The following is a 20907-nucleotide window of genomic DNA, read 5'->3' as shown; positions in this document are numbered from 1 at the left end:
GCTCGCGAAGGCGGTGTATCAGTCACCTTCAATGCTGAATGACACACCGCCTTCGCGAGCAAGCCCGCTCCCACAAGGGATTTTTTGCGTTTTATTCCTGGATCACGTCCGCACCCTTGGGGATGTCGAACTTGAACTTGGAAGCCGGGATCGGCTCGTTGGCCTTCACCCCGGTGAACAGGATATTGGTGCGCTGGCCGACGCTGTCGATCAGCTGCATATCGTTGACCAGGCCATTGCGGAACGACAGGCGCAGGCTGTCGAACAGAGTGTCCTTGGTTTTCGGCTTCAAGGTGAAGTCGATCACGCCGCCGGCTTCCTTGGCGCTGATATCGAAGCTCTGGCTGATCTTCGACACGTCACCGGACAGCAGCAACGCTGGGGTCTGGGTCAGGCGCTGGTCGAGGTTCTTGATGGTGGCCTGTTCCAGGTCCGGGTCCCACAGGGTGACCTTCTTGCCGTCGGAGACCATGGTCTGCTCGGCGGGCGCATTGGTGTGCCAATAGAACAGGCCCGGGCGCTGCAGCGACATTTCGCCGGCGGTTTCCTGCAACTGGGTACCCGAGCCATCCAGGGTCAGCTGGGAGAAACGCGCGGTCAGGGTCTGGGATTTTTCCAGCAATTGGGTCAGGCGTGCCACGTCCTTGTCATCGGCGTGGGCCGAGAGCGTGCTCAAAGCCAGTACCGGCAGCAACAGCATGCGGATCAGACGCATGGGAGTCCTCATAACATTCGTGGGAGTGCGGGCGGCGCCTCAGGACGCCGCCCCTTGTCAGTGTCGGGTCAGTCGCGTACCGGGCCGGGGGCCAGGACTTCACGCGAACCGTTGGTGTTCATGGACGTCACGACCCCGGCCATTTCCATGGCTTCGATCATGCGCGCGGCGCGGTTGTAGCCGATCTTCAGCTTGCGCTGCACCGCTGAAATGGACGCACGACGGCTTTCCAGGACGAACTGCACCGCTTCGTCATACAGCGCGTCAGCTTCGGGATCATCGCCGTCGCCGCCACCGCTGCTGCCTTCAAAGCCGCTGCCCGCCTCTTCGACACCGTTGAGGATGTCGTCGTTGTATTCCGGCGCGCCACGCAGTTTCCAGGCCTCGACCACGCGATGAACCTCGTCGTCGGACACGAACGCGCCGTGAACCCGGATCGGCAGGCTGGTACCCGGCGGCATGTAGAGCATGTCACCGTGGCCGAGCAGTTGTTCAGCGCCGCCCTGGTCGATGATGGTCCGCGAGTCGATCTTGCTCGACACCTGGAACGCCATGCGGGTCGGGATGTTGGCCTTGATCAGGCCGGTGATCACGTCCACCGACGGACGCTGGGTCGCGAGGATCAGGTGGATACCCGCCGCCCGCGCCTTCTGGGCGATACGGGCGATCAGCTCTTCGACCTTCTTGCCGACGATCATCATCATGTCGGCGAATTCGTCGACCACCACCACGATGGTCGGCAGCTTCTGCAGCAACGGCGCTTCGTCGTGGATGCTTTCGCGCTTGTACAACGGGTCGCTCAATGGCTCGCCGGCGTCCTGCGCTTCCTTGACCTTGGCGTTGAAGCCGGACAGGTTACGCACGCCCATCTTCGCCATCAGCTTGTAGCGTCGCTCCATCTCGGCAACGCTCCAGCGCAAGGCATTGGCGGCGTCCTTCATGTCGGTCACCACCGGGCACAGCAGGTGCGGAATGCCTTCGTAGATCGACAGCTCGAGCATTTTCGGGTCGATCATGATCAGCTTGGCATCTTCCGGGCCGGACTTGAACAGGATCGACAGGATCATCGCGTTCACACCCACCGACTTACCGGAACCGGTGGTACCGGCCACCAGCAGGTGCGGCATCTTCGCAAGGTCAGTGATCACCGGCTTGCCGCCGATGTCATGGCCCAGGGCCAGGGTGACCGGGGACTTGAAGTTGTCGTACTCGGGGGTCGACAGCACTTCGGAGAAGCGCACGATCTGCCGGTCTTCGTTGGGAATCTCGATACCGACCGTGGTCTTGCCCGGAATCACTTCCACCACACGCACACTGGTCACGGCCAGGGACCGCGCCAGGTCCTTGGCGAGGTTGGCGATACGGCTGACCTTGACCCCTGCCGCCGGCTGGATCTCGTAACGGGTAATCACCGGACCCGGATGAATCGAGTCCACGGTGACTTCGACGCCGAATTCCTTGAGCTTGATTTCCAACAGGTGGCCGACGGCCGCCAGGGATTCGGGCGAGTAATTGAGCTGTTTCTTTTCCGCCGGGTCGAGAATCGAGATCGGCGGCAAGGTGCCTTCAACGGCGCTGTCGACGAACAACGGCGCCTGCTTCTCTTTTTCCACGCGCTTGCTCGGCGCTGGCGGCTTCGGTGGCGCCGGGGCGATCACCGGCGGCACCTGCTTCTCACGCTCGGACATGTGCTTGCTCAGGGCCTGCTCGCGTTCGATCAGGCGTTCCTTGACCTTGGCCTGCTCACGCTTGTCGGTGACGGTCGGCGCGACCACATCGTGCACGCGGTCATCGACTTCACGCAGTTGCGCAACCAGTTGCTTGCGCTCGACACGGGCCGCCCACCAGCGATTGGCGGCGCCCTGGAACAGTTCGAACAGGTCGAGGGTGATCTTGCCGGTGACGTCCATCACCTTGAACCATGACAGGTCGGTGAACACCGTGAGGCCGAACAGGAACAGGGCGATGAACAGCAGCGTGCTGCCCTGGATGTTCAGCGCGTTCTTCGCCAGGTCGCCAAGGCTCTCGCCCAGCGCCCCGCCAGCGCCGGCCGGCAGACCGGTGGCAGCATGGAAATGGATGTGCGCCAGCGCGGCACCGGACAGCACCAGGAACACCAGGCCGATCAGGCGCCAGGAGAACAGCCAGCCGCTCCACTCCCACGGCTCGTGGCGTTGACGGAAGATCTGGTAGGCCTTGATCGCCAGCAACAGCGGGAAGATATAGGCAAAGTAACCCAGCACCATGAACAGGATATCGGCGCTGTAGGAGCCCGCCGGGCCGCCGAAGTTCTGCACGTCATCGATCTTGCTGTTGTGGCTCCAGCCCGGATCGTCCTTGCCATAGGTCAGCAAGGCCATCATCAGGAACAGGCACAACGCTCCGATGGCGATCAATGCACCTTCCTTGAGGCGGTAGTGCAAGTGCTGGCGCCAGAGTGGAACAACTGTTTTGGGTGCTGCGGTGGATTTCTTCAAAACCTGCTTTTCCTGCGCCAACGGCGCGTCCATCTGTTAGTGACTATGAAAAAACTGCCCAATCCAGGCAGGTAAAAAAGTTAACAGGCGTAACCGGGACTACTTTTAACACTGCGCATCGGTTTTCATAAACAGCAAATGCGCTGCCTATTTTGTTACAAACACTGTTACAGCGAGGCATTGTACGGGTTTGTACGGGCGATGCCATGCTGGCAACCCTTGGGTGTAGCATAGTCAACAGCACATGACGTGCGACTCAATTTGAGCACGCATTCTCTTTCGTGACAAAGGCTTATGAGGTGTTTTTATGAGCGAAGCGAAGCATTCCCGCCTGATCATCCTGGGTTCCGGTCCCGCGGGCTACAGCGCAGCCGTGTATGCCGCTCGCGCCAACCTCAAGCCCGTTGTCATTACCGGCATACAGGCAGGTGGCCAGCTCACCACCACCGTGGAAGTCGATAACTGGCCAGGCGATGTCGAAGGCCTGACCGGCCCGGTCCTGATGGAGCGCATGCAAAAACACGCCGAGCGCTTTGCCACCGAGATCGTTTACGACCACATCCATACCGCCAAGTTGCAACAGCGCCCCTTTGAACTCATCGGCGACAGCGGCACTTATACCTGCGACGCCCTGATTATTGCCACGGGTGCCTCGGCACAATATCTGGGGTTGCCCTCGGAAGAGACTTTCGCGGGCAAAGGGGTTTCTGCCTGCGCGACCTGCGACGGCTTCTTCTATCGCAAACAGGTGGTCGCGGTGGTGGGCGGTGGCAATACCGCCGTCGAAGAAGCGCTGTATCTGTCGAACATTGCCAGTGAAGTCCATCTGATTCACCGTCGCGACAAGTTGCGTTCGGAAAAGATTCTTCAGGACAAACTCTTCGAAAAAGCCGCCAAGGGCAATATCCGCCTGCACTGGAACCAGAACCTGGACGAGGTGCTGGGCGATTCCAGCGGCGTGACCGGCGCCCGCCTGCGCGACAGTCATACCGGTGCCATCACCGAGCTGCCGCTGACCGGCGTGTTCATCGCCATCGGCCACAAGCCCAATACCGACCTGTTCGCCGGTCAATTGGAAATGCGTGATGGCTATCTGCTGGTCAAGGGTGGCAGCGAAGGCAACGCGACAGCCACCGCCATCGAAGGCGTGTTTGCCGCGGGCGACGTCGCTGATCACGTCTATCGCCAGGCCGTCACCTCCGCCGGCGCCGGCTGCATGGCCGCCCTGGACGCGGAAAAATACCTCGACGACATTCCCGTTGTTTGACCGCACACTTCACGGCGGGCCCAACGCCCGCCCCGCCCTCCCCTTCTGCAAGCCCTGATGCCATGCTGACTTGGTTACAACGCAACACCCTGACGTTCCCGGCGCTGGAAAAGGCCATGCGTGATCCCAATGGATTGCTGGCGGCCGGTGGCGACCTGTCCGCCGACCGGTTGATCCAGGCTTACCGCCATGGCTGCTTCCCCTGGTTTTCCGAAGGCCAGCCGATTCTCTGGTGGTCGCCGGACCCTCGCACCGTGCTGTTTCCCGATGAACTGCATGTGTCCCGCAGCCTGAAGAAACTTCTGCGCCAACAACGCTACCAGGTGACCTTCGATCAGGATTTCGCCGCGGTCATCCGTGCCTGCGCCGCACCCCGGGAGTATGCGGACGGCACCTGGATCACCGATGCCATGCAGGACGCCTACATCGAGCTGCACAGGCGCGGCCATGCGCACTCAGTGGAAGTCTGGGACCAGGACGAACTGGTGGGCGGGCTGTACGGCCTGGCGATGGGCCAGCTGTTTTTCGGCGAATCCATGTTCAGCCTGGCCGACAACGCCTCCAAATTTGGCTTTGCCACACTGGTGCAACATCTGAAAGACTCGGGTTTTGTGCTCATTGACTGCCAGATGCCCACCGACCATTTGCACAGCCTGGGTGCCCGGGCGATTCCACGCCGCGAGTTTGCCGACTACCTGGCGCGGCATCTGGATCAACCCAATCATGCAACCTGGGTTTGCTGAGCGACTTTTGTCCGCGTGGCTTACACTTATTCAAAAGCTTATCCCGAGGGTTGATCATGACCGAGTTGGCGCGTTTGAAGTTTTATGCCACTCAACCCCACTCCTGCAGTTATCTGCCCGAGGAGCAGGCGACGACCCTGTTCCTCGACCCTAGCCAGCCCATGGATGTGCACGTCTATGCAGACCTGTCTGAAATGGGTTTTCGGCGCAGTGGCGACCATCTGTATCGCCCCCATTGCCAGAATTGCAATGCGTGCGTACCGGCGCGCATTCCAGTCGGGCAATTCACCCCCAATCGTCAGCAAAAACGCATTTTCAAACGCAACGCCGACTTGCAGGTGCGCCCCGCAAAGCCGGGTTTCAGCGAAGAGTATTTCGATCTTTACCAGCGCTACATCGAAGAACGCCATGCCGATGGCGACATGTACCCACCCAGTCGCGATCAGTTTTCCACCTTCCTGGTCCGCGACCTGCCATTTTCCCGATTCTACGAATTCCGCCTCCAGGGTCGATTGCTGGCCATTGCCGTCACCGACCTTCTGCCGAACGGTCTGTCGGCGGTCTACACCTTCTATGAACCCGCCGAAGAGCGCCGCAGCCTGGGGCGCTACGCCATACTCTGGCAAATCGCCGAAGCCCGGCGACTGGGGCTGGATGCGGTTTACCTGGGCTACTGGATCAAGAACTGCAAAAAAATGAGCTACAAGACCCAGTATCGCCCCATCGAACTGCTGATAAACCAGCGCTGGGTCGTCCTGAACTAGAGCAGGCCCTAAACCCCTTGGCTTGAACACCCTTTTTCGGGCACAATGCACGCCGCTTTTGCCTGGCGCAGTTGCACCGGGCCATTCATTGGACACCGAGGGCTTTACTGCATGTCGAAAGAAGACAGCTTCGAAATGGAAGGCACTGTCGTCGACACCCTGCCCAACACCATGTTTCGTGTGGAGTTGGAAAATGGGCACGTCGTAACCGCGCATATTTCCGGCAAGATGCGCAAGAACTACATTCGTATTCTTACCGGTGACAAGGTGCGCGTCGAGCTGACGCCCTATGACTTGAGCAAAGGGCGCATCACTTACCGCGCTCGCTAATCAGGTCAATACAAGACGCCCGGCTTATGCCGGGCGTTTTTGTGCCTGCGATTTGATGCAGCACGCAAAACCAATGTGGGAGCGGGCTTGCTCGCGAAAGCGGCGCATCAGTCAACATCGATGGTGAATGTTAAGCCGCCTTCGCGAGCAAGCCCGCTCCCACAGGGGATCGGTGTACACCTGACAGACAGCAAAAAGGCGCCAATCGGCGCCTTTCTGCTTTGTTGCGGTTTGCCGTCAGGCCATTTCAGCCGTGGTTTCGAACTCGAAGGTCAGCTCGCCGTCCTTGATGTCGATGTGGACCACACCGCCATGTTCGGCCAGTTCGCCAAAGAGGATCTCCTCCGCCAGTGGACGCTTGATCTTGTCCTGGATCAGGCGCGCCATCGGGCGAGCGCCCATTGCCGAGTCGTAACCGCCAGCCGCCAACCAGCTGCGGGCTGCATCGGTGACTTCCAGCAATACACGCTTGTCTTCCAGCTGCGCCTGAAGTTCGGTAAGGAACTTGTCCACCACGCTCTTGATGACCTCATGGCTGAGGCGACCAAACTGGATGATGGTGTCCAGACGGTTGCGGAACTCCGGCGTGAAGCTCTTCTTGATCACTTCCATCGCATCGGACGAGTGGTCCTGATGGGTGAAACCGATCGAAGCACGGGCTGCGGTTTCGGCACCGGCGTTGGTCGTCATGATGACGATCACGTTTCGGAAGTCGGCCTTGCGCCCGTTATTATCGGTCAGCGTCCCGTGGTCCATCACCTGCAGCAGCAGGTTGAAGACTTCCGGGTGCGCCTTCTCGATTTCATCGAGCAACAGCACGCAGTGTGGCTGCTTGGTGATGGCTTCGGTCAGCAGACCGCCCTGATCGAACCCGACATAACCTGGAGGTGCACCGATCAGACGCGATACGGTGTGGCGCTCCATGTACTCGGACATGTCAAAGCGAATCAGCTCGACCCCCAGCGCCTTGGCCAGCTGACGCGCCGCTTCGGTTTTACCGACACCGGTGGGACCGGCGAACAGGAACGAACCGACTGGCTTGTCAGGCGACTTGAGGCCGGCGCGGGACAGCTTGATCGCGGTCGCCAGCGAGTCGATCGCGGCATCCTGGCCAAATACCGTCAGCTTCAGGTCACGCTCAAGGTTACGCAGCAGCTCTTTATCGGAGCTGGTGACGTGTTTTGGCGGAATACGCGCGATTTTCGCGACGATGTCCTCGACTTGAGGCACTTCGATGCGTTTGACGCGCATTTCGATCGGTTGCAGGCGTTGGTAGGCACCCGCCTCGTCGATCACATCGATCGCCTTGTCCGGCATGTGCCGGTCATTGATGTAGCGCGAGGCCAGTTCGGCAGCGGCGCGCAGGGCCTCATCACTGTATTCGATATTGTGATGGGACTCGAAACGCCCTTTCAGGCCGCGCAGGATACCGATGGTGTCTTCCACCGAAGGCTCCGATACATCGACCTTCTGGAAGCGACGTGCCAAGGCACGGTCCTTCTCGAAGATCCCGCGGAATTCCTGGAAGGTGGTCGAGCCGATGCAACGGATATCACCGGACGACAGCAGCGGCTTGAGCAGGTTCGAGGCGTCCATGACGCCACCGGACGCGGCACCCGCACCGATGATGGTGTGGATCTCGTCGATGAACAGGATCGCCTGCGGACGTTTTTTCAGCTCATTGAGCAGCGCCTTGAAGCGCTTCTCGAAATCGCCGCGGTATTTGGTCCCGGCCAGCAGGGCACCCAGGTCGAGGGAGTACACCACGCTGTTGGCCAGCAGGTCCGGCACCTGGTTGTCGACAATGCGCTTGGCCAGGCCTTCGGCAATCGCGGTTTTACCCACGCCCGCCTCACCCACCAGCAGCGGATTGTTCTTGCGGCGACGGGCCAGGATCTGGGCGACGCGCTCGACTTCCAGCTCACGGCCTACCAATGGATCGATTCGACCCTGGCGCGCGAGTTCATTGAGGTTACTGGCATAAGCATCCAGTGGATTGCCTGAAGATGAAGACTCCCCGCCCTCGTCGTCCTGCATATCTTGCTCGCCCTCGGAGTGATCGCCGTGCCCTGGCACCTTGGAAATGCCGTGGGCGATGTAGTTGACGACATCGATACGGGCAACGCTCTGCTGTTTCAGCAGGAACACTGCCTGACTCTCTTGCTCACTGAAGATCGCGACCAGCACGTTGGCGCCAGTCACTTCGCGTTTGCCCGAGCTCTGTACGTGAAACACAGCACGTTGCAGGACACGCTGGAAGCCCAGGGTTGGCTGGGTCTCACGATCCTCGTCATGCACGGGGATCAGTGGCGTGGTGGAGTCGATGAACTCCTGCAGGTCATGCTTGAGTTTGTCGAGGTTCGCGCCGCACGCACGCAAAACGGTGGCGGCAGCCTCATTGTCCAATAGGGCCAGCAGCAGGTGTTCGACGGTCATGAATTCATGACGCTTCGAACGAGCCTCCTTGAAGGCAAGATTGAGGGTGACTTCGAGCTCGCGGTTTAACATAGCTTCACCTCATACCCAAGTGGTCGGCGATTAACCGTCCTTCTCGATTTCACAGAGTAGCGGATGCTGGCTTTCCCTGGCGTACTGGTTGACCTGCATGGCCTTTGTCTCGGCGATGTCGCGGGTAAACACTCCACATACTGCCCGCCCTTCTGTATGGACGGCCAGCATGACCTTGGTCGCCAGCTCGCGATTCAGGTTAAAAAACACCTCGAGCACTTCGACGACGAAATCCATCGGTGTGTAGTCATCATTGAACAAAACCACCTTGTACATCGGCGGCGCCTGTAAAGCAGGCTTGGCCTCCTGAACAGCAATGCCTGCGGAATCGTCGTCGTGTTCCTCCGGGCGATCTTTCTGGAGAGTCGGGCGATCCTGATTGAATGTTAGTCGAATCTGGCTGATTGCATGCATGGAAAGAAAGGTTCGTCAGTTGTGCAAATACAGTGGTGGGGGCGGTCTTGGGTGATTTCAACTCCGACTGCCTGGTCACCTTGACTATCGGCAAAACGGTGTTACAACCAATAGAGCCCACAGTGGGTAAAAAAGGTCCGCGGAGTCAACTTTTTTTCTAAGAAGTGACTGCGGATGTACTGGATGATACTCCAGTGATGGAGTCTGTTGCAGAGGGAGTTGGTATGTCAGGTGTCAAGGTCAGTGGCAAGGTGAAATGGTTCAACAACGCCAAGGGTTACGGTTTCATCAACGAGGATGGCAAGACAGAAGACCTGTTTGCCCACTACTCGGCCATTCAAATGGACGGTTATAAAACCCTGAAGGCCGGTCAAGCCGTCGTCTTCGAGATCATCCAGGGGCCCAAGGGGCTGCACGCCGTCAACATTGGCAACCCTGTCGATAGCACAAATGCCGTGACCCCTGCTACGCAACAAACCGTTACCGTTTAACGCAGCAGCGTCATCCAGTCATAAAAAAACCGCCCGACTCAATCGCTTGAGCCGGGCGGTTTTCGCATTCCCGGATTTTCTTACATGTGCGAGATCAGCGCATCACCGAAGCCGGACGAGGAAACCAGCTTGGCACCTTCCATCAGGCGTTCAAAGTCATAGGTCACGGTCTTGGCGGAAATCGCGCCGTTGGTGCCCTTGATGATCAGGTCGGCCGCTTCGGTCCAACCCATGTGGCGCAACATCATTTCAGCCGACAGGATCAACGACCCCGGGTTGACCTGGTCCTTGCCGGCGTATTTCGGCGCGGTACCGTGGGTGGCTTCGAACATGGCCACGGTGTCGGACAGGTTGGCGCCCGGTGCGATACCGATACCGCCCACTTCCGCCGCCAGGGCATCGGAGAGGTAGTCACCGTTGAGGTTCAGGGTCGCGATCACGTCGTATTCCGCCGGGCGCAGCAGGATCTGCTGGAGCATGGCGTCGGCGATGGCATCCTTGACGACAACGTTCTTGCCGGTTTTCGGGTTCTTGAACTGCATCCACGGTCCGCCGTCGAGCAGGGTCGCGCCGAACTCTTCGGCCGCCACTTCATAGGCCCATTCCTTGAAGGCACCTTCGGTGAACTTCATGATGTTGCCTTTGTGCACGATGGTCAGCGAATCGCGATCGTTGTCGACCACATATTGCAGGGCCTTGCGCGCCAGGCGCTTGGTGCCTTGCAGGGACACCGGCTTGACGCCGATACCGCAGTTTTCGTCGAAACGGATCTTGGTGACGCCCATTTCTTCTTTAAGGAACTTGATGACCTTGGTGGCTTCCGGGGTACCGGCCTTCCACTCGATGCCGGCATAGATGTCTTCGGAGTTCTCGCGAAAGATCGTCATGTCGACGTCGCCTGGCTTCTTGACCGGGCTTGGCACGCCTTCGAACCAGCGCACCGGGCGCAGGCAGACGTACAGGTCGAGTTGCTGGCGCAGGGCCACGTTGAGGGAACGGATACCGCCACCGACCGGCGTGGTCAGGGGGCCCTTGATGGAAACCACGTAATCCTTGACCGCGTCCAGGGTTTCCTGAGGCAGCCAGGTGTCCTGATCGTAGACCTGGGTCGCTTTTTCCCCGGCGTACACTTCCATCCAGGAAATCTTGCGCTCGCCGCCGTAAGCCTTTTTCACAGCAGCATCGACAACCTTGATCATGACCGGGCTGATGTCGACACCAATGCCGTCGCCTTCGATGAAAGGAATGATCGGGTTATTAGGAACATTGAGAGAATGGTCTGCATTGACGGTGATTTTGTCGCCGACGGCTGGAACCTGAATCTTCTTGTAACCCATGCTGAACTCCATTGATTGGATTGAACATCTGGCTTGGTTCGAGCGTAACCCAGTTAAATCGGCGCGCAAACCCTATGTTCTATCGATATGCCGCAAAGCCATACAACCTGCGCCCTACAAGCCTGAAATCAAAGGGAAAAGCGCCAAACTCAAGCACGACGAACGACCTTACGCCTTGCTCGCCCCTGCGACCTTTAGACCAATGGACGACAAACGTTGTGTATGAACCATCGGCAGATTGCCAGCTACCTATGTATAATGCCGCCGCTGACTAAAGGGTCACGTCAGGTTGAACAGCTCTACGACGAGTGTTTCCACCCGATGAGACGGTCTGCTACCGCAGCCCGCCTACTTGACGCCCTACTTGATGCACCCAACATCACAGCAACGAAATCTCGATATTCGGCTCATGGATGACTTTGAACGAACGCGCTTACCCGGCGCCCCTCGAGTTTCTGCGCACGCTTTAGCAAAGAAGAGAGAGTTAATCCGAATATGCCCACCCGCTCGAAGATCATCTATACCTTCACCGACGAAGCTCCCGCCCTCGCCACCTATTCACTGTTGCCTATCGTAGAGGCGTTCACCGCCTCGGCTGATATCGCCGTTGAAACCCGCGATATCTCTCTTGCAGGGCGTATCCTGGCCAGCTTCCCCGAGCAATTGGGTGACAAAGCCGTAGCCGACCACCTCGCCGAACTGGGCGCCCTGGCCGTTACGCCTGAAGCCAACATCATCAAGCTGCCGAACATCAGCGCCTCGGTTCCGCAGCTGCAAGCCGCGATCAAGGAACTGCAGGCCCAGGGCTACGCCCTGCCGGACTATCCGGAAACCGTGAGCAGCGACGCCGACAAAGAAGCCAAGGCCCGTTACGACAAGGTCAAGGGCAGCGCCGTGAACCCGGTACTGCGCGAAGGCAACTCCGACCGTCGCGCGCCGCTGTCGGTGAAGAACTACGCGCGCAAGCACCCGCACAAAATGGGCGCCTGGGCTGCTGACTCCAAATCCCACGTTGCACACATGAGCAGCGGTGACTTCTACGGCAGCGAAAAAGCCGCCCTGATCGACGCTGCTGGCGCCGTGAAGATCGAACTGATCGCTCAAGACGGCACCACCACCGTCCTGAAGGAAAAGACCACCGTCCAGGTTGGCGAGATCCTCGACTGCGCCGTCATGAGCAAAAACGCTCTGCGTGCTTTCATCGCCGCTGAAATCGAAAGCGCCAAGGCCCAGGGCGTGCTGCTGTCGGTTCACCTGAAAGCGACCATGATGAAGGTCTCCGACCCGATCATGTTCGGCCAGATCGTTGCCGAGTTCTACAAGGACGCACTGGCCAAGCACGCTGACGTGCTGGCGCAGATCGGCTTCAACCTGAACAACGGCATCGGCGACCTGTACGCTCGCATCAAGGCCCTGCCGGCCGAGCAACAAGCGCAGATCGAAGCCGACATCCAGGCGGTCTACGCCGTTCGTCCATCCCTGGCGATGGTCAACTCCGACAAGGGCATCACCAACCTGCACGTGCCGAGCGACGTCATCGTCGACGCCTCGATGCCGGCGATGATCCGTGACTCCGGCAAGATGTGGGGCACCGACGGCCAGCTGCACGACACCAAGGCCGTGATCCCGGATCGCTGCTACGCCACCATCTACCAGGCGGTCATCGAAGACTGCAAGGCCAATGGCGCGTTCGATCCAACCACCATGGGCAGCGTGCCGAACGTTGGCCTGATGGCGAAAAAAGCCGAAGAGTACGGCTCCCACGACAAGACTTTCCAGATCAAGACCAACGGTGTAGTCCGCGTGACCGACACCAACGGCACCCTGCTGCTGGAACAGTCGGTTGAAGCCGGCGACATCTTCCGCATGTGCCAGACCAAAGACGCGCCGATCCAGGACTGGGTCAAACTCGCCGTCAACCGTGCTCGCGCCAGCAGCACGCCAGCGATCTTCTGGCTGGACCCGATGCGCGCCCACGACGGCGTGGTGATCGAGAAAGTCCAGGCTTACCTGAAGGATCACGACACGGCCGGCCTGGACATCCAGATCATGGCGCCAGTCGACGCGATGAAGTTCACCCTGCAGCGCACCCGCGAAGGCAAGGACACCATCTCGGTGACCGGCAACGTCCTGCGCGACTACCTGACCGACCTGTTCCCGATCATGGAACTGGGCACCAGCGCCAAGATGCTGTCGATCGTGCCGCTGATGAACGGCGGTGGCCTGTTCGAAACCGGCGCCGGCGGTTCGGCTCCGAAGCACGTGCAGCAACTGCTGGAAGAGAACTTCCTGCGCTGGGATTCGCTGGGTGAATTCCTGGCCCTGGCCGCGTCCCTGGAACACCTGGGCGTGACCTACAACAACCCCAAGGCGCTGGTTCTGGCCAAGACCCTGGACCAGGCCACCGGCCAGTTCCTGGACAACAACAAGTCGCCATCGCGTAAAGTCGGCAACATCGACAACCGCGGCAGCCACTTCTACCTGGCGCTGTACTGGGCCCAGGCCCTGGCTGCCCAGACCGAAGACACTGCACTGCAAGCGCAGTTCGCGACCCTGGCCAAGACCCTGACCGAGAACGAGGCGACCATCGTTGCCGAGCTCAACGCCGTCCAGGGCAAGCCAGTGGACATCGGCGGTTACTACCACGCCGACGCCGAGCTGATCAGCAAGGCCATGCGTCCTAGCGCAACTTTCAACGCAGCGGTTGCAGCGTTGGTTTAAGGTTGTAAGGAAGCACCACAAACCCCGGCCATGTGCCGGGGTTTGTGTTTTCAGAATTCACACAATCCCCTGTAGGAGCTGGCTTGCCAGCGATGGCGGCCTACCATTCAACATTGAGGGCGGCTGATCCACCGCATTCGCTGGCAAGCCAGCTCCTACAGGGGCAGCATTTCAACATTGAGGGCATTTTATGGAGTGGAAACCCCACATCACCGTCGCCACCATCGTCGAAGACAACGGCCGCTTCCTGATGGTCGAGGAGCTCAAGCACGGACGCGTGGTGCTCAACCAGCCCGCCGGCCACCTGGACCCGGACGAAACCCTGACCGAAGCCGCCGTGCGCGAAACCCTCGAGGAAACCGGCTGGGACGTCGAACCCACCGGCGTACTGGGCATTTATCTCTATACCGCCCCAAGCAACGGCGTCACCTACCAACGGGTCTGCTTCATCGCCAAAGCGCTGAAACATCACCCCGAGTATCAACTGGACGACGGCATCGTCGGCGCCAAGTGGTTGACCCGCGAGGAATTAATCGAGCAGCGCGACAACTGGCGCAGCGAGCTGATCATGCGCTGCATCGACGACTATCGGGCCGGTATTCGCTTCGGTCTCGAATTGATCCGTCCTTCTCTTTAGCCTTGCGGGCTTCGGCCTGTTAGAATCGCGTCCTTTTTCAAGACACTCATTGAATCCCTATGCGTGATCCAGCCCCTTCTGACACACAAAAGAAGCGCGTCATTGTCGGCATGTCCGGCGGCGTGGACTCTTCCGTATCCGCCCTCCTGCTGATCGAGCAGGGCTATGAGGTGGAAGGCCTGTTCATGAAGAACTGGGAAGAAGACGACGGAACCGAATACTGCACCGCCATGGATGACCTGGCGGACGCCCAGGCCGTATGCGACAAGATTGGCATCAAGCTGCACACCGCCAATTTCGCCGCCGAGTACTGGGACAACGTGTTCGAGCACTTCCTGGCCGAATACAAGGCCGGCCGCACGCCGAACCCGGACATCCTGTGCAACCGGGAGATCAAGTTCAAGGCGTTCCTCGACTACGCCATGATGCTCGGCGCCGACCTGATCGCCACTGGCCACTACGTGCGTCGCCGCGACATCGACGGCCGCACCGAGCTGCTCAAGGGCCTGGACCCGAACAAGGACCAGAGCTACTTCCTGCACGCCGTGGGTGGTGAGCAGATCGCCAAGACCCTGTTCCCGGTCGGCGAGCTGGAAAAACCGCAGGTGCGGGCGATTGCCGAGAAATACGAGTTGGCGACCGCGAAGAAAAAGGATTCCACCGGCATCTGCTTTATCGGTGAACGCCGCTTCAGCGACTTCCTCAAGCAATACCTGCCGGCGCAACCGGGCGAGATCAAGACCACCGAAGGCGAAATCATCGGCCGCCACCATGGCCTGATGTACCACACCATCGGCCAACGCCAGGGCCTGGGCATCGGCGGCCTGAAAGACGCCAGTGACGAGCCGTGGTACGTGCTGATCAAGGATCTTGCGCACAACGAGCTGATCGTCGGCCAGGGTAACGATCACCCTTGGCTGTTCTCCCGCGCCCTGCTCGCCTCGGACATCTATTGGGTCAACCCGATCGACCTGAGCCAGCCGCGCCAGCTGACCGCCAAGGTTCGTTATCGCCAGAGCGACCAGCCCTGCACACTGGAGAAGACCGCCACCGGTTACCGCGCGACCTTCGACGACCCGCAACGCGCGGTCACCCCGGGCCAGTCCGTGGTGTTCTACGACGGCGAAATCTGCCTCGGCGGCGGCGTCATTGAAGTGGCTGAACCCTGGACCAGCAAAGGCCAGGCTCAATGACCCCCACTCAGGAGCAACTGACGGCCCTCGGCGGTGTATTCCTGGCTGCCGTGCTGGTCGACAAGATCGCCAAGACCGGCCAGACCAACGAGGCCGGCCTGACCTGCATGCTCGGCAGCCTGCTGATCCGCGACCCCAAGGACACCCTGGAAGTCTACGGCGGCGACGACATCAACCTGCGCGAAGGCTATCGCGCATTGATCGGCGCCCTCGAACGCGATCCGAGCGCCCTGCAGCGTGAGCCGCTGCGTTATGCCCTGGCGATGCTTGGCCTGGAACGTCAATTGGCCAAGCGCAGCGACATGCTGGACGTGATCGGCAAACGCCTGCCGCAGATCCAGTCCCAGGTCGAGCACTTCGGCCCGGCCCACGAAAACGTGATCGCCGCCTGCGGCGCGCTGTATCAGGACACCCTGAGCACCCTGCGCCAACGCATCCAGGTGCACGGCGACATGCGCAACCTGCAGCAACCGAGCAACGCCTCGAAAATTCGTGCCCTGCTGCTGGCCGGCATCCGTTCGGCACGGCTGTGGCGGCAATTGGGCGGTCATCGCTGGCAACTGGTGATCAGCCGCCGCAAATTGCTCAAAGAGCTTTACCCATTGATGCGTAACGAATAACCCGCATCGACAGCACTGAACTCAGCAATACGCGTAATACGCCGGTCAGTTGGCGACGGACCGGCGGATTTTTTCATGTATGATACGCGCCCCATTTCGTTGCCCGACTGTCCGAGAACACCCCATGCAGCTTTCTTCGCTCACTGCGGTTTCCCCTGTTGACGGCCGCTACGCCGGCAAAACCCAGGCCCTGCGCCCAATTTTCAGCGAGTACGGCCTGATCCGTGCCCGCGTCCTGGTTGAAGTGCGCTGGCTCCAGCGCCTGGCCGCTCACCCTGCCATCAGCGAAGTGCCGGCGTTCTCCGCCGAAGCCAACGCTGTGCTGAACACCCTGGCGGAAAACTTCTCCCTGGAGCACGCCGAGCGTGTCAAAGAGATCGAGCGCACCACCAACCACGACGTAAAAGCCATCGAATACCTGCTCAAGGAGCAGGCGGCCAAGCTGCCGGAACTGGCCAAGGTCAGCGAATTCATCCACTTTGCCTGCACCAGCGAGGACATCAACAACCTGTCCCACGCCCTGATGCTGCGCGAAGGCCGTGATGATGTGATGCTGCCGCTGATGCGCCAGACCGCCAACGCCATCCGCGAACTGGCCATCCGTTTCGCCGACGTGCCGATGCTGTCGCGCACCCACGGTCAACCGGCTTCGCCGACCACCCTGGGTAAAGAGCTGGCGAACGTGGTTTACCGTCTGGAGCGCCAGATCGCTCAAGTCGCTGCCGTACCGCTGCTGGGCAAGATCAACGGCGCTGTGGGCAACTACAACGCGCACCTGTCGGCCTACCCTGAGATTGACTGGGAAGCCAACGCTCGCGCTTTCATCGAAGACGAGCTGGGCCTGGGCTTCAACCCATACACCACGCAGATCGAACCGCACGACTACATCGCCGAGCTGTTCGACGCCATCGCGCGCTTCAACACCATCCTGATCGACTTCGACCGCGACATCTGGGGCTACATCTCCCTGGGTTACTTCAAGCAGCGCACCATCGCTGGCGAAATCGGCTCGTCGACCATGCCGCACAAGGTCAACCCGATCGACTTCGAAAACTCCGAAGGCAACCTGGGTATTGCCAACGCACTGTTCCAGCACCTGGCGAGCAAACTGCCGATCTCCCGCTGGCAGCGCGACCTGACCGACTCCACCGTACTGCGCAACCTCGGTGTCGGCTTCGCCCACAGCGTGATCGCGTACGAAGCCAGCCTCAAAGGCATCAGCAAGCTGGAGCTCAACGAGCAGAAGATTGCCGCTGACCTGGACGCTTGCTGGGAAGTGCTGGCCGAGCCGATCCAGACCGTGATGCGTCGCTACAACATCGAAAACCCGTACGAAAAGCTGAAAGAATTGACCCGTGGCAAGGGCATCAGCCCTGAAGCGCTGCAGACTTTCATCGACGGCCTGGACATGCCAGCCGCTGCCAAGGCCGAGCTGAAACTGCTCACCCCGGCCAACTACATTGGCAACGCTGTAGCGCAAGCCAAGCGCATCTGATCGACCGCTAGAACCGTTTAAGACGCCCGGCCGCGCCGGGCGTTTTTATTCCCGTATGAAAAGTGCTTTTTTTCAATAGGTTACACATGAATCCTGACATTCCTCTTCAACTTCTGGGCGGCATCACGGCACGCGAATTCCTGCGCGACTACTGGCAGAAAAAACCGTTGCTGATCCGTCAGGCGATTCCCGATTTCGAAAGCCCGATCGATGCCGACGAACTGGCCGGCCTGGCGCTGGAAGAAGAAGTCGAATCGCGTCTGGTGATCGAGAACGGCGAGCGCCCTTGGGAATTGCGTCGCGGTCCGTTCGCCGAAGACGAATTCAGCAAACTGCCGGAACGCGAGTGGACCCTGCTGGTGCAGGCCGTCGACCAGTTCGTGCCGGAAGTCAGTGAACTGCTGGAAAACTTCCGCTTCCTGCCGAGCTGGCGCATCGACGACGTGATGATCAGCTTCGCCGCCCCCGGTGGCAGCGTCGGTCCGCACTTCGACAACTACGACGTGTTCCTGCTGCAAGGCCACGGCAAGCGCAACTGGAAAATTGGCCAGATGTGCGACTCCGAAAGCCCGCTGCTGCAACACGCGGACCTGCGCATCCTCGCCGAATTCGAAGCCACCGATGAGTGGGTCCTGGAACCGGGCGACATGCTCTACCTGCCGCCGCGCCTGGCCCATTGCGGCGTGGCCGTCGATGACTGCCTGACCTACTCGGTCGGTTTCCGTGCACCGAGCGCCGCTGAAGTGCTGACCCACTTCACCGACTTCCTCAGCCAGTTCCTGCCGGACGAAGAGCGCTACACCGACGCCGACGCCCAGCCGGTGGCGGATCCGCACCAGATCCAGCACGACGCCCTCGATCGCCTCAAAGGCCTGCTGGCCGAGCACATGAGCGACGAGCGCCTGCTGCTGACCTGGTTCGGCCAGTTCATGACCGAGCCGCGTTACCCGGAACTGGTGGTCGGCCCGGAAGATCTCGAAGAAGACGACGTCCTCGGCGCGCTGGAACAAGGCGCGGTGCTGATCCGCAATCCAAGTGCACGCCTGGCCTGGTCGGAAGTCGATGACGACCTGCTGCTGTTCGCCAGCGGCCAGAGCCGTTACCTGCCGGGCAAACTGCGCGAGTTGTTGAAGATGATCTGCGCGGCCGACGCCTTGCACGTCGACAACCTGGGTGACTGGCTGGCCGACGAAGACGGCCGCGGCCTGCTGTGCGAACTGGTCAAGCAAGGAAGCCTGGGGTTTGCCGATGAATAAGATTCACGTACGTGTCGCAGACTGGCAGAAAGACAACGCCGAGATCCGGCGCATTCGTGAAGCGGTGTTCGTCGCCGAGCAATCCGTTCCGCCCGAGCTGGAATGGGATGCCGATGATGTGACGGCCGTGCATTTCCTCGCCCTCGAAGGCGACTTTCCCGTGGGCACCGCCCGCCTGCTGCCCGACGGTCACGTCGGCCGGGTGTCGGTCCTCAAGGACTGGCGCGGTCTGAAAGTCGGCGATGCACTGATGCACGCGGTGATCGGCGAAGCCGAAGAGCGCGGGCTGAAGCAGCAGATGCTCAGCGCCCAGGTGCAAGCCACGGCGTTCTATGAGCGCCTGGGCTTTCACATGGTCAGCGAGGAGTTCCTGGAAGCCGGGATTCCGCATGTGGACATGGTTCGCCATTCGGCCTGATACCGAGTCGCGGCCTTCGCGAGCAAGCCCGCTGCCACAATTGGAATGCATTCCCCTGTGGGAGCGGGCTTGCTCGCGAAGAGGCCAGTAGGCACACCACAAAACGCCCCGCCATTTTCGGATGCCGGGGCGTTTTGCTGTCTAGCATTAAACTTGCCCCCTCCCAGGCCGACACACTGCTATCACCCAAACCTGTAGGAGCGAGCTTGCTCGCGATGTAGGTGAACGATGACGCGTGCTGCCTGAAGCAACGTGTCGCGATCAAGTTTTTCGCGAGCAAGCTCGCTCCTACAGACATCCCAGGCCGACAAACTGGCAATATCAACATTTTGAAGCTGGCGGAGATAACGGATATGTCCCTACGCACCCTGCTCACCACACTGCTGGTGACCTGCAGTTTACCGCTCATGGCCGCCACCGAAATCGTGCCGCTGAACTACCACACCAGCGCCGACATGTTGCCGGTGGCGCAGGATTTCATCGGCAAGGACGGCCAGGTCAGCGCCTACGGCAATCAGCTGATCGTCAATGCCGATCAGCGCAAGATCGACGAACTTAAGGCCTTGATCGGTCAACTCGACACCGCGCCCAAACGCCTGTTGATCACCGTCGACACCAACGAAAACAACTCCCAAGGCAATCAGGGTTATTCGGTCAACGGCGCCAAACCGGGCCAGACCCGCATCATCAGCCACAGCACCGACAGCCGGGACGGTGGCATCCAGCAGGTCCAGGCCACCGACGGCATGCCAGCTTTGATCCAGGTAGGCCAAAGCGTACCGCTGACGAGCAGCCAGACCGACTCCTACGGCGACCTGCGCAGCCAGACCGAATACCGCAACGTCACCCAGGGCTTCTACGTCACCGCCAACGTCACTGGCGAGATCGTTCACCTGTCGATCAGCACAAACCGTGACCGAATGAGCCAGGAACGTCCCGATGTAGTGAACGTGCAAAGCACCGACACAACCGTCACCGGCCGCCTGGGCGAGTGGATCCTGCTGGCCGGGGTCAACGGTCAGACCCAGGCCGACAAACAGGGCGGGAGCCGCAGCTACTCGACCCAGAGCCGCAACGACATGACCTTGCGGGTGAAAGTCGATACTTTGGACTAAAGCCCCGAAAACTGACTGAGGAGTCGTATTAGACCAAAGATGTAGTGCTTGAAAAAAAGCACTACAAAACGTTTGACGAGCCAAAAAAGCAAAGGCATGATGGCCTCGCTCCCGCTAATCAGGGGCCCTGGCAAGGGCCTTCGAGGCGATGTTCGCATCTACCCCGCGAACCGCTTCGTGTCTGTACCGCCCACAAGGTGTGTTTGACGAGGTTGCCGACTGGAACGAAGTTGTCCCGAGGGACGGAAGCGTATTTAGGTAAACCCGGCATCACACTGAAGTTCGCACCAAGGCCCACGACGCCCGAATGCGCCCGCCAGTTCGCCCTTACCTGCTCACTTCCCCTCGAGCCCATCGTTCATCCCGTCGCCATCCCCGCCGAACCCGACTTGACCACCTAAGCTTC

18 protein-coding genes are annotated in these 20907 nt (G+C 60.0%); 13 read left to right on the top strand and 5 right to left on the bottom strand.

The genetic code is table 11. From position 1 onward, the window contains the following. Positions 1-91 precede the first annotated feature (91 nt). Together lolA and SOP85_RS20165 are read right to left on the bottom strand one after the other, a co-directional pair. Positions 92-715: an outer membrane lipoprotein chaperone LolA gene (gene lolA / locus SOP85_RS20170; protein WP_274074768.1), complete on the bottom strand. Its 624-nt coding sequence runs from the start codon at positions 713-715 to the stop codon at positions 92-94. A gap of 68 nt (positions 716-783) precedes the next feature. Continuing rightward, complete coding sequence (locus SOP85_RS20165) at positions 784-3225, bottom strand: DNA translocase FtsK (RefSeq protein ID WP_408597457.1); 2442 nt, start codon at positions 3223-3225, stop codon at positions 784-786. A gap of 274 nt (positions 3226-3499) precedes the next feature. Here SOP85_RS20165 and trxB point away from each other — a divergent pair, with 274 nt between their 5' ends. The 4 genes from trxB (at position 3500) to infA (ending at position 6296) form a co-directional block, all read left to right on the top strand. Beyond that, positions 3500-4459, top strand: a complete 960-nt coding sequence (gene trxB, locus SOP85_RS20160) for a thioredoxin-disulfide reductase (protein ID WP_323628015.1) — start codon at positions 3500-3502, stop codon at positions 4457-4459. Between the two features lie 62 nt (positions 4460-4521). Then, entirely contained in the window at positions 4522-5202 is a 681-nt protein-coding gene (gene aat, locus SOP85_RS20155) for a leucyl/phenylalanyl-tRNA--protein transferase (RefSeq protein ID WP_274074765.1), read from the top strand. A 56-nt stretch (positions 5203-5258) separates the two neighbouring features. Beyond that, positions 5259-5966 (top strand): arginyltransferase, encoded by a 708-nt coding sequence (locus tag SOP85_RS20150; protein WP_274074764.1) that lies wholly within the window; start codon positions 5259-5261, stop codon positions 5964-5966. Positions 5967-6077: 111 nt separating this feature from the next. Next, on the top strand, positions 6078-6296 hold the full coding sequence (gene infA, locus SOP85_RS20145) for a translation initiation factor IF-1 (RefSeq protein WP_002553999.1): 219 nt from the start codon (positions 6078-6080) through the stop codon (positions 6294-6296). Between the two features lie 237 nt (positions 6297-6533). Here infA and clpA read toward each other — a convergent pair whose 3' ends face one another. Together clpA and clpS are read right to left on the bottom strand one after the other, a co-directional pair. After that, a complete protein-coding gene (gene clpA, locus SOP85_RS20140) occupies positions 6534-8804 on the bottom strand; it encodes an ATP-dependent Clp protease ATP-binding subunit ClpA (protein WP_046817173.1) in 2271 nt (756 codons plus the stop codon). A gap of 30 nt (positions 8805-8834) precedes the next feature. Continuing rightward, positions 8835-9218 carry an ATP-dependent Clp protease adapter ClpS gene (gene clpS, locus SOP85_RS20135; protein WP_020799529.1) on the bottom strand — a complete coding sequence of 128 codons (384 nt, stop codon included), beginning with the start codon at positions 9216-9218 and terminating at the stop codon, positions 8835-8837. Positions 9219-9442: 224 nt separating this feature from the next. On the opposite strand from clpS, the gene cspD reads away from it, so the two are divergent. After that, positions 9443-9709, top strand: coding sequence for a cold shock domain-containing protein CspD (gene cspD, locus SOP85_RS20130; protein ID WP_274074763.1), 267 nt, complete (start codon positions 9443-9445; stop codon positions 9707-9709). 80 nt (positions 9710-9789) lie between these two features. On the opposite strand, the gene icd is transcribed toward cspD, so the two are convergent. Beyond that, positions 9790-11046, bottom strand: coding sequence for an NADP-dependent isocitrate dehydrogenase (gene icd / locus SOP85_RS20125; RefSeq protein WP_057399856.1), 1257 nt, complete (start codon positions 11044-11046; stop codon positions 9790-9792). Between the two features lie 495 nt (positions 11047-11541). Between icd and SOP85_RS20120 the strand changes: the two genes are divergently transcribed. From SOP85_RS20120 to SOP85_RS20085, 8 genes are all read left to right on the top strand, one after another. Continuing rightward, entirely contained in the window at positions 11542-13767 is a 2226-nt protein-coding gene (locus tag SOP85_RS20120) for an NADP-dependent isocitrate dehydrogenase (RefSeq protein ID WP_274074762.1), read from the top strand. A gap of 190 nt (positions 13768-13957) precedes the next feature. Continuing rightward, a complete protein-coding gene (locus tag SOP85_RS20115) occupies positions 13958-14404 on the top strand; it encodes an NUDIX hydrolase (RefSeq protein ID WP_274074761.1) in 447 nt (148 codons plus the stop codon). A gap of 59 nt (positions 14405-14463) precedes the next feature. After that, entirely contained in the window at positions 14464-15597 is a 1134-nt protein-coding gene (gene mnmA / locus SOP85_RS20110) for a tRNA 2-thiouridine(34) synthase MnmA (protein ID WP_274074760.1), read from the top strand. Next, positions 15594-16217 (top strand): high frequency lysogenization protein HflD, encoded by a 624-nt coding sequence (hflD, locus tag SOP85_RS20105; protein WP_046817168.1) that lies wholly within the window; start codon positions 15594-15596, stop codon positions 16215-16217. The genes mnmA and hflD overlap by 4 nt, the downstream gene beginning before the upstream one ends. Positions 16218-16341: 124 nt before the next feature. Further along, positions 16342-17712: an adenylosuccinate lyase gene (gene purB / locus SOP85_RS20100; protein ID WP_007940861.1), complete on the top strand. Its 1371-nt coding sequence runs from the start codon at positions 16342-16344 to the stop codon at positions 17710-17712. A gap of 86 nt (positions 17713-17798) precedes the next feature. Next, a complete protein-coding gene (locus SOP85_RS20095) occupies positions 17799-18968 on the top strand; it encodes a ribosomal protein uL16 3-hydroxylase (RefSeq protein WP_274074759.1) in 1170 nt (389 codons plus the stop codon). After that, positions 18961-19386, top strand: a complete 426-nt coding sequence (locus tag SOP85_RS20090; RefSeq protein WP_032831798.1) for a GNAT family N-acetyltransferase — start codon at positions 18961-18963, stop codon at positions 19384-19386. The genes SOP85_RS20095 and SOP85_RS20090 overlap by 8 nt, the downstream gene beginning before the upstream one ends. A gap of 353 nt (positions 19387-19739) precedes the next feature. After that, the gene (locus SOP85_RS20085) at positions 19740-20501 is read left to right on the top strand and encodes a secretin N-terminal domain-containing protein (RefSeq protein ID WP_274074758.1); all 762 of its coding nucleotides are present in this window, start codon (positions 19740-19742) and stop codon (positions 20499-20501) included. Positions 20502-20907: the final 406 nt, after the last annotated feature.

Source organism: Pseudomonas sp. YuFO20 (genome assembly GCF_035064975.1).
In the GTDB taxonomy this organism is placed as follows: Bacteria; Pseudomonadota; Gammaproteobacteria; order Pseudomonadales; family Pseudomonadaceae; genus Aquipseudomonas; species Aquipseudomonas putida_AE.
Note: the sequence above shows the minus strand (reverse complement) of the source record. Positions and strands in the feature narration are given on the sequence as shown.

Coding starts and splice junctions, on each gene's coding strand:
- lolA (WP_274074768.1), bottom strand. CDS start 715: ATGCGTCTGATCCGCATGCTGTTGCTGCCGGTACTGGCTTTGAGCACG.
- SOP85_RS20165 (WP_408597457.1), bottom strand. CDS start 3,225: ATGGACGCGCCGTTGGCGCAGGAAAAGCAGGTTTTGAAGAAATCCACC.
- trxB (WP_323628015.1), top strand. CDS start 3,500: ATGAGCGAAGCGAAGCATTCCCGCCTGATCATCCTGGGTTCCGGTCCC.
- aat (WP_274074765.1), top strand. CDS start 4,522: ATGCTGACTTGGTTACAACGCAACACCCTGACGTTCCCGGCGCTGGAA.
- SOP85_RS20150 (WP_274074764.1), top strand. CDS start 5,259: ATGACCGAGTTGGCGCGTTTGAAGTTTTATGCCACTCAACCCCACTCC.
- infA (WP_002553999.1), top strand. CDS start 6,078: ATGTCGAAAGAAGACAGCTTCGAAATGGAAGGCACTGTCGTCGACACC.
- clpA (WP_046817173.1), bottom strand. CDS start 8,804: ATGTTAAACCGCGAGCTCGAAGTCACCCTCAATCTTGCCTTCAAGGAG.
- clpS (WP_020799529.1), bottom strand. CDS start 9,218: ATGCATGCAATCAGCCAGATTCGACTAACATTCAATCAGGATCGCCCG.
- cspD (WP_274074763.1), top strand. CDS start 9,443: ATGTCAGGTGTCAAGGTCAGTGGCAAGGTGAAATGGTTCAACAACGCC.
- icd (WP_057399856.1), bottom strand. CDS start 11,046: ATGGGTTACAAGAAGATTCAGGTTCCAGCCGTCGGCGACAAAATCACC.
- SOP85_RS20120 (WP_274074762.1), top strand. CDS start 11,542: ATGCCCACCCGCTCGAAGATCATCTATACCTTCACCGACGAAGCTCCC.
- SOP85_RS20115 (WP_274074761.1), top strand. CDS start 13,958: ATGGAGTGGAAACCCCACATCACCGTCGCCACCATCGTCGAAGACAAC.
- mnmA (WP_274074760.1), top strand. CDS start 14,464: ATGCGTGATCCAGCCCCTTCTGACACACAAAAGAAGCGCGTCATTGTC.
- hflD (WP_046817168.1), top strand. CDS start 15,594: ATGACCCCCACTCAGGAGCAACTGACGGCCCTCGGCGGTGTATTCCTG.
- purB (WP_007940861.1), top strand. CDS start 16,342: ATGCAGCTTTCTTCGCTCACTGCGGTTTCCCCTGTTGACGGCCGCTAC.
- SOP85_RS20095 (WP_274074759.1), top strand. CDS start 17,799: ATGAATCCTGACATTCCTCTTCAACTTCTGGGCGGCATCACGGCACGC.
- SOP85_RS20090 (WP_032831798.1), top strand. CDS start 18,961: ATGAATAAGATTCACGTACGTGTCGCAGACTGGCAGAAAGACAACGCC.
- SOP85_RS20085 (WP_274074758.1), top strand. CDS start 19,740: ATGTCCCTACGCACCCTGCTCACCACACTGCTGGTGACCTGCAGTTTA.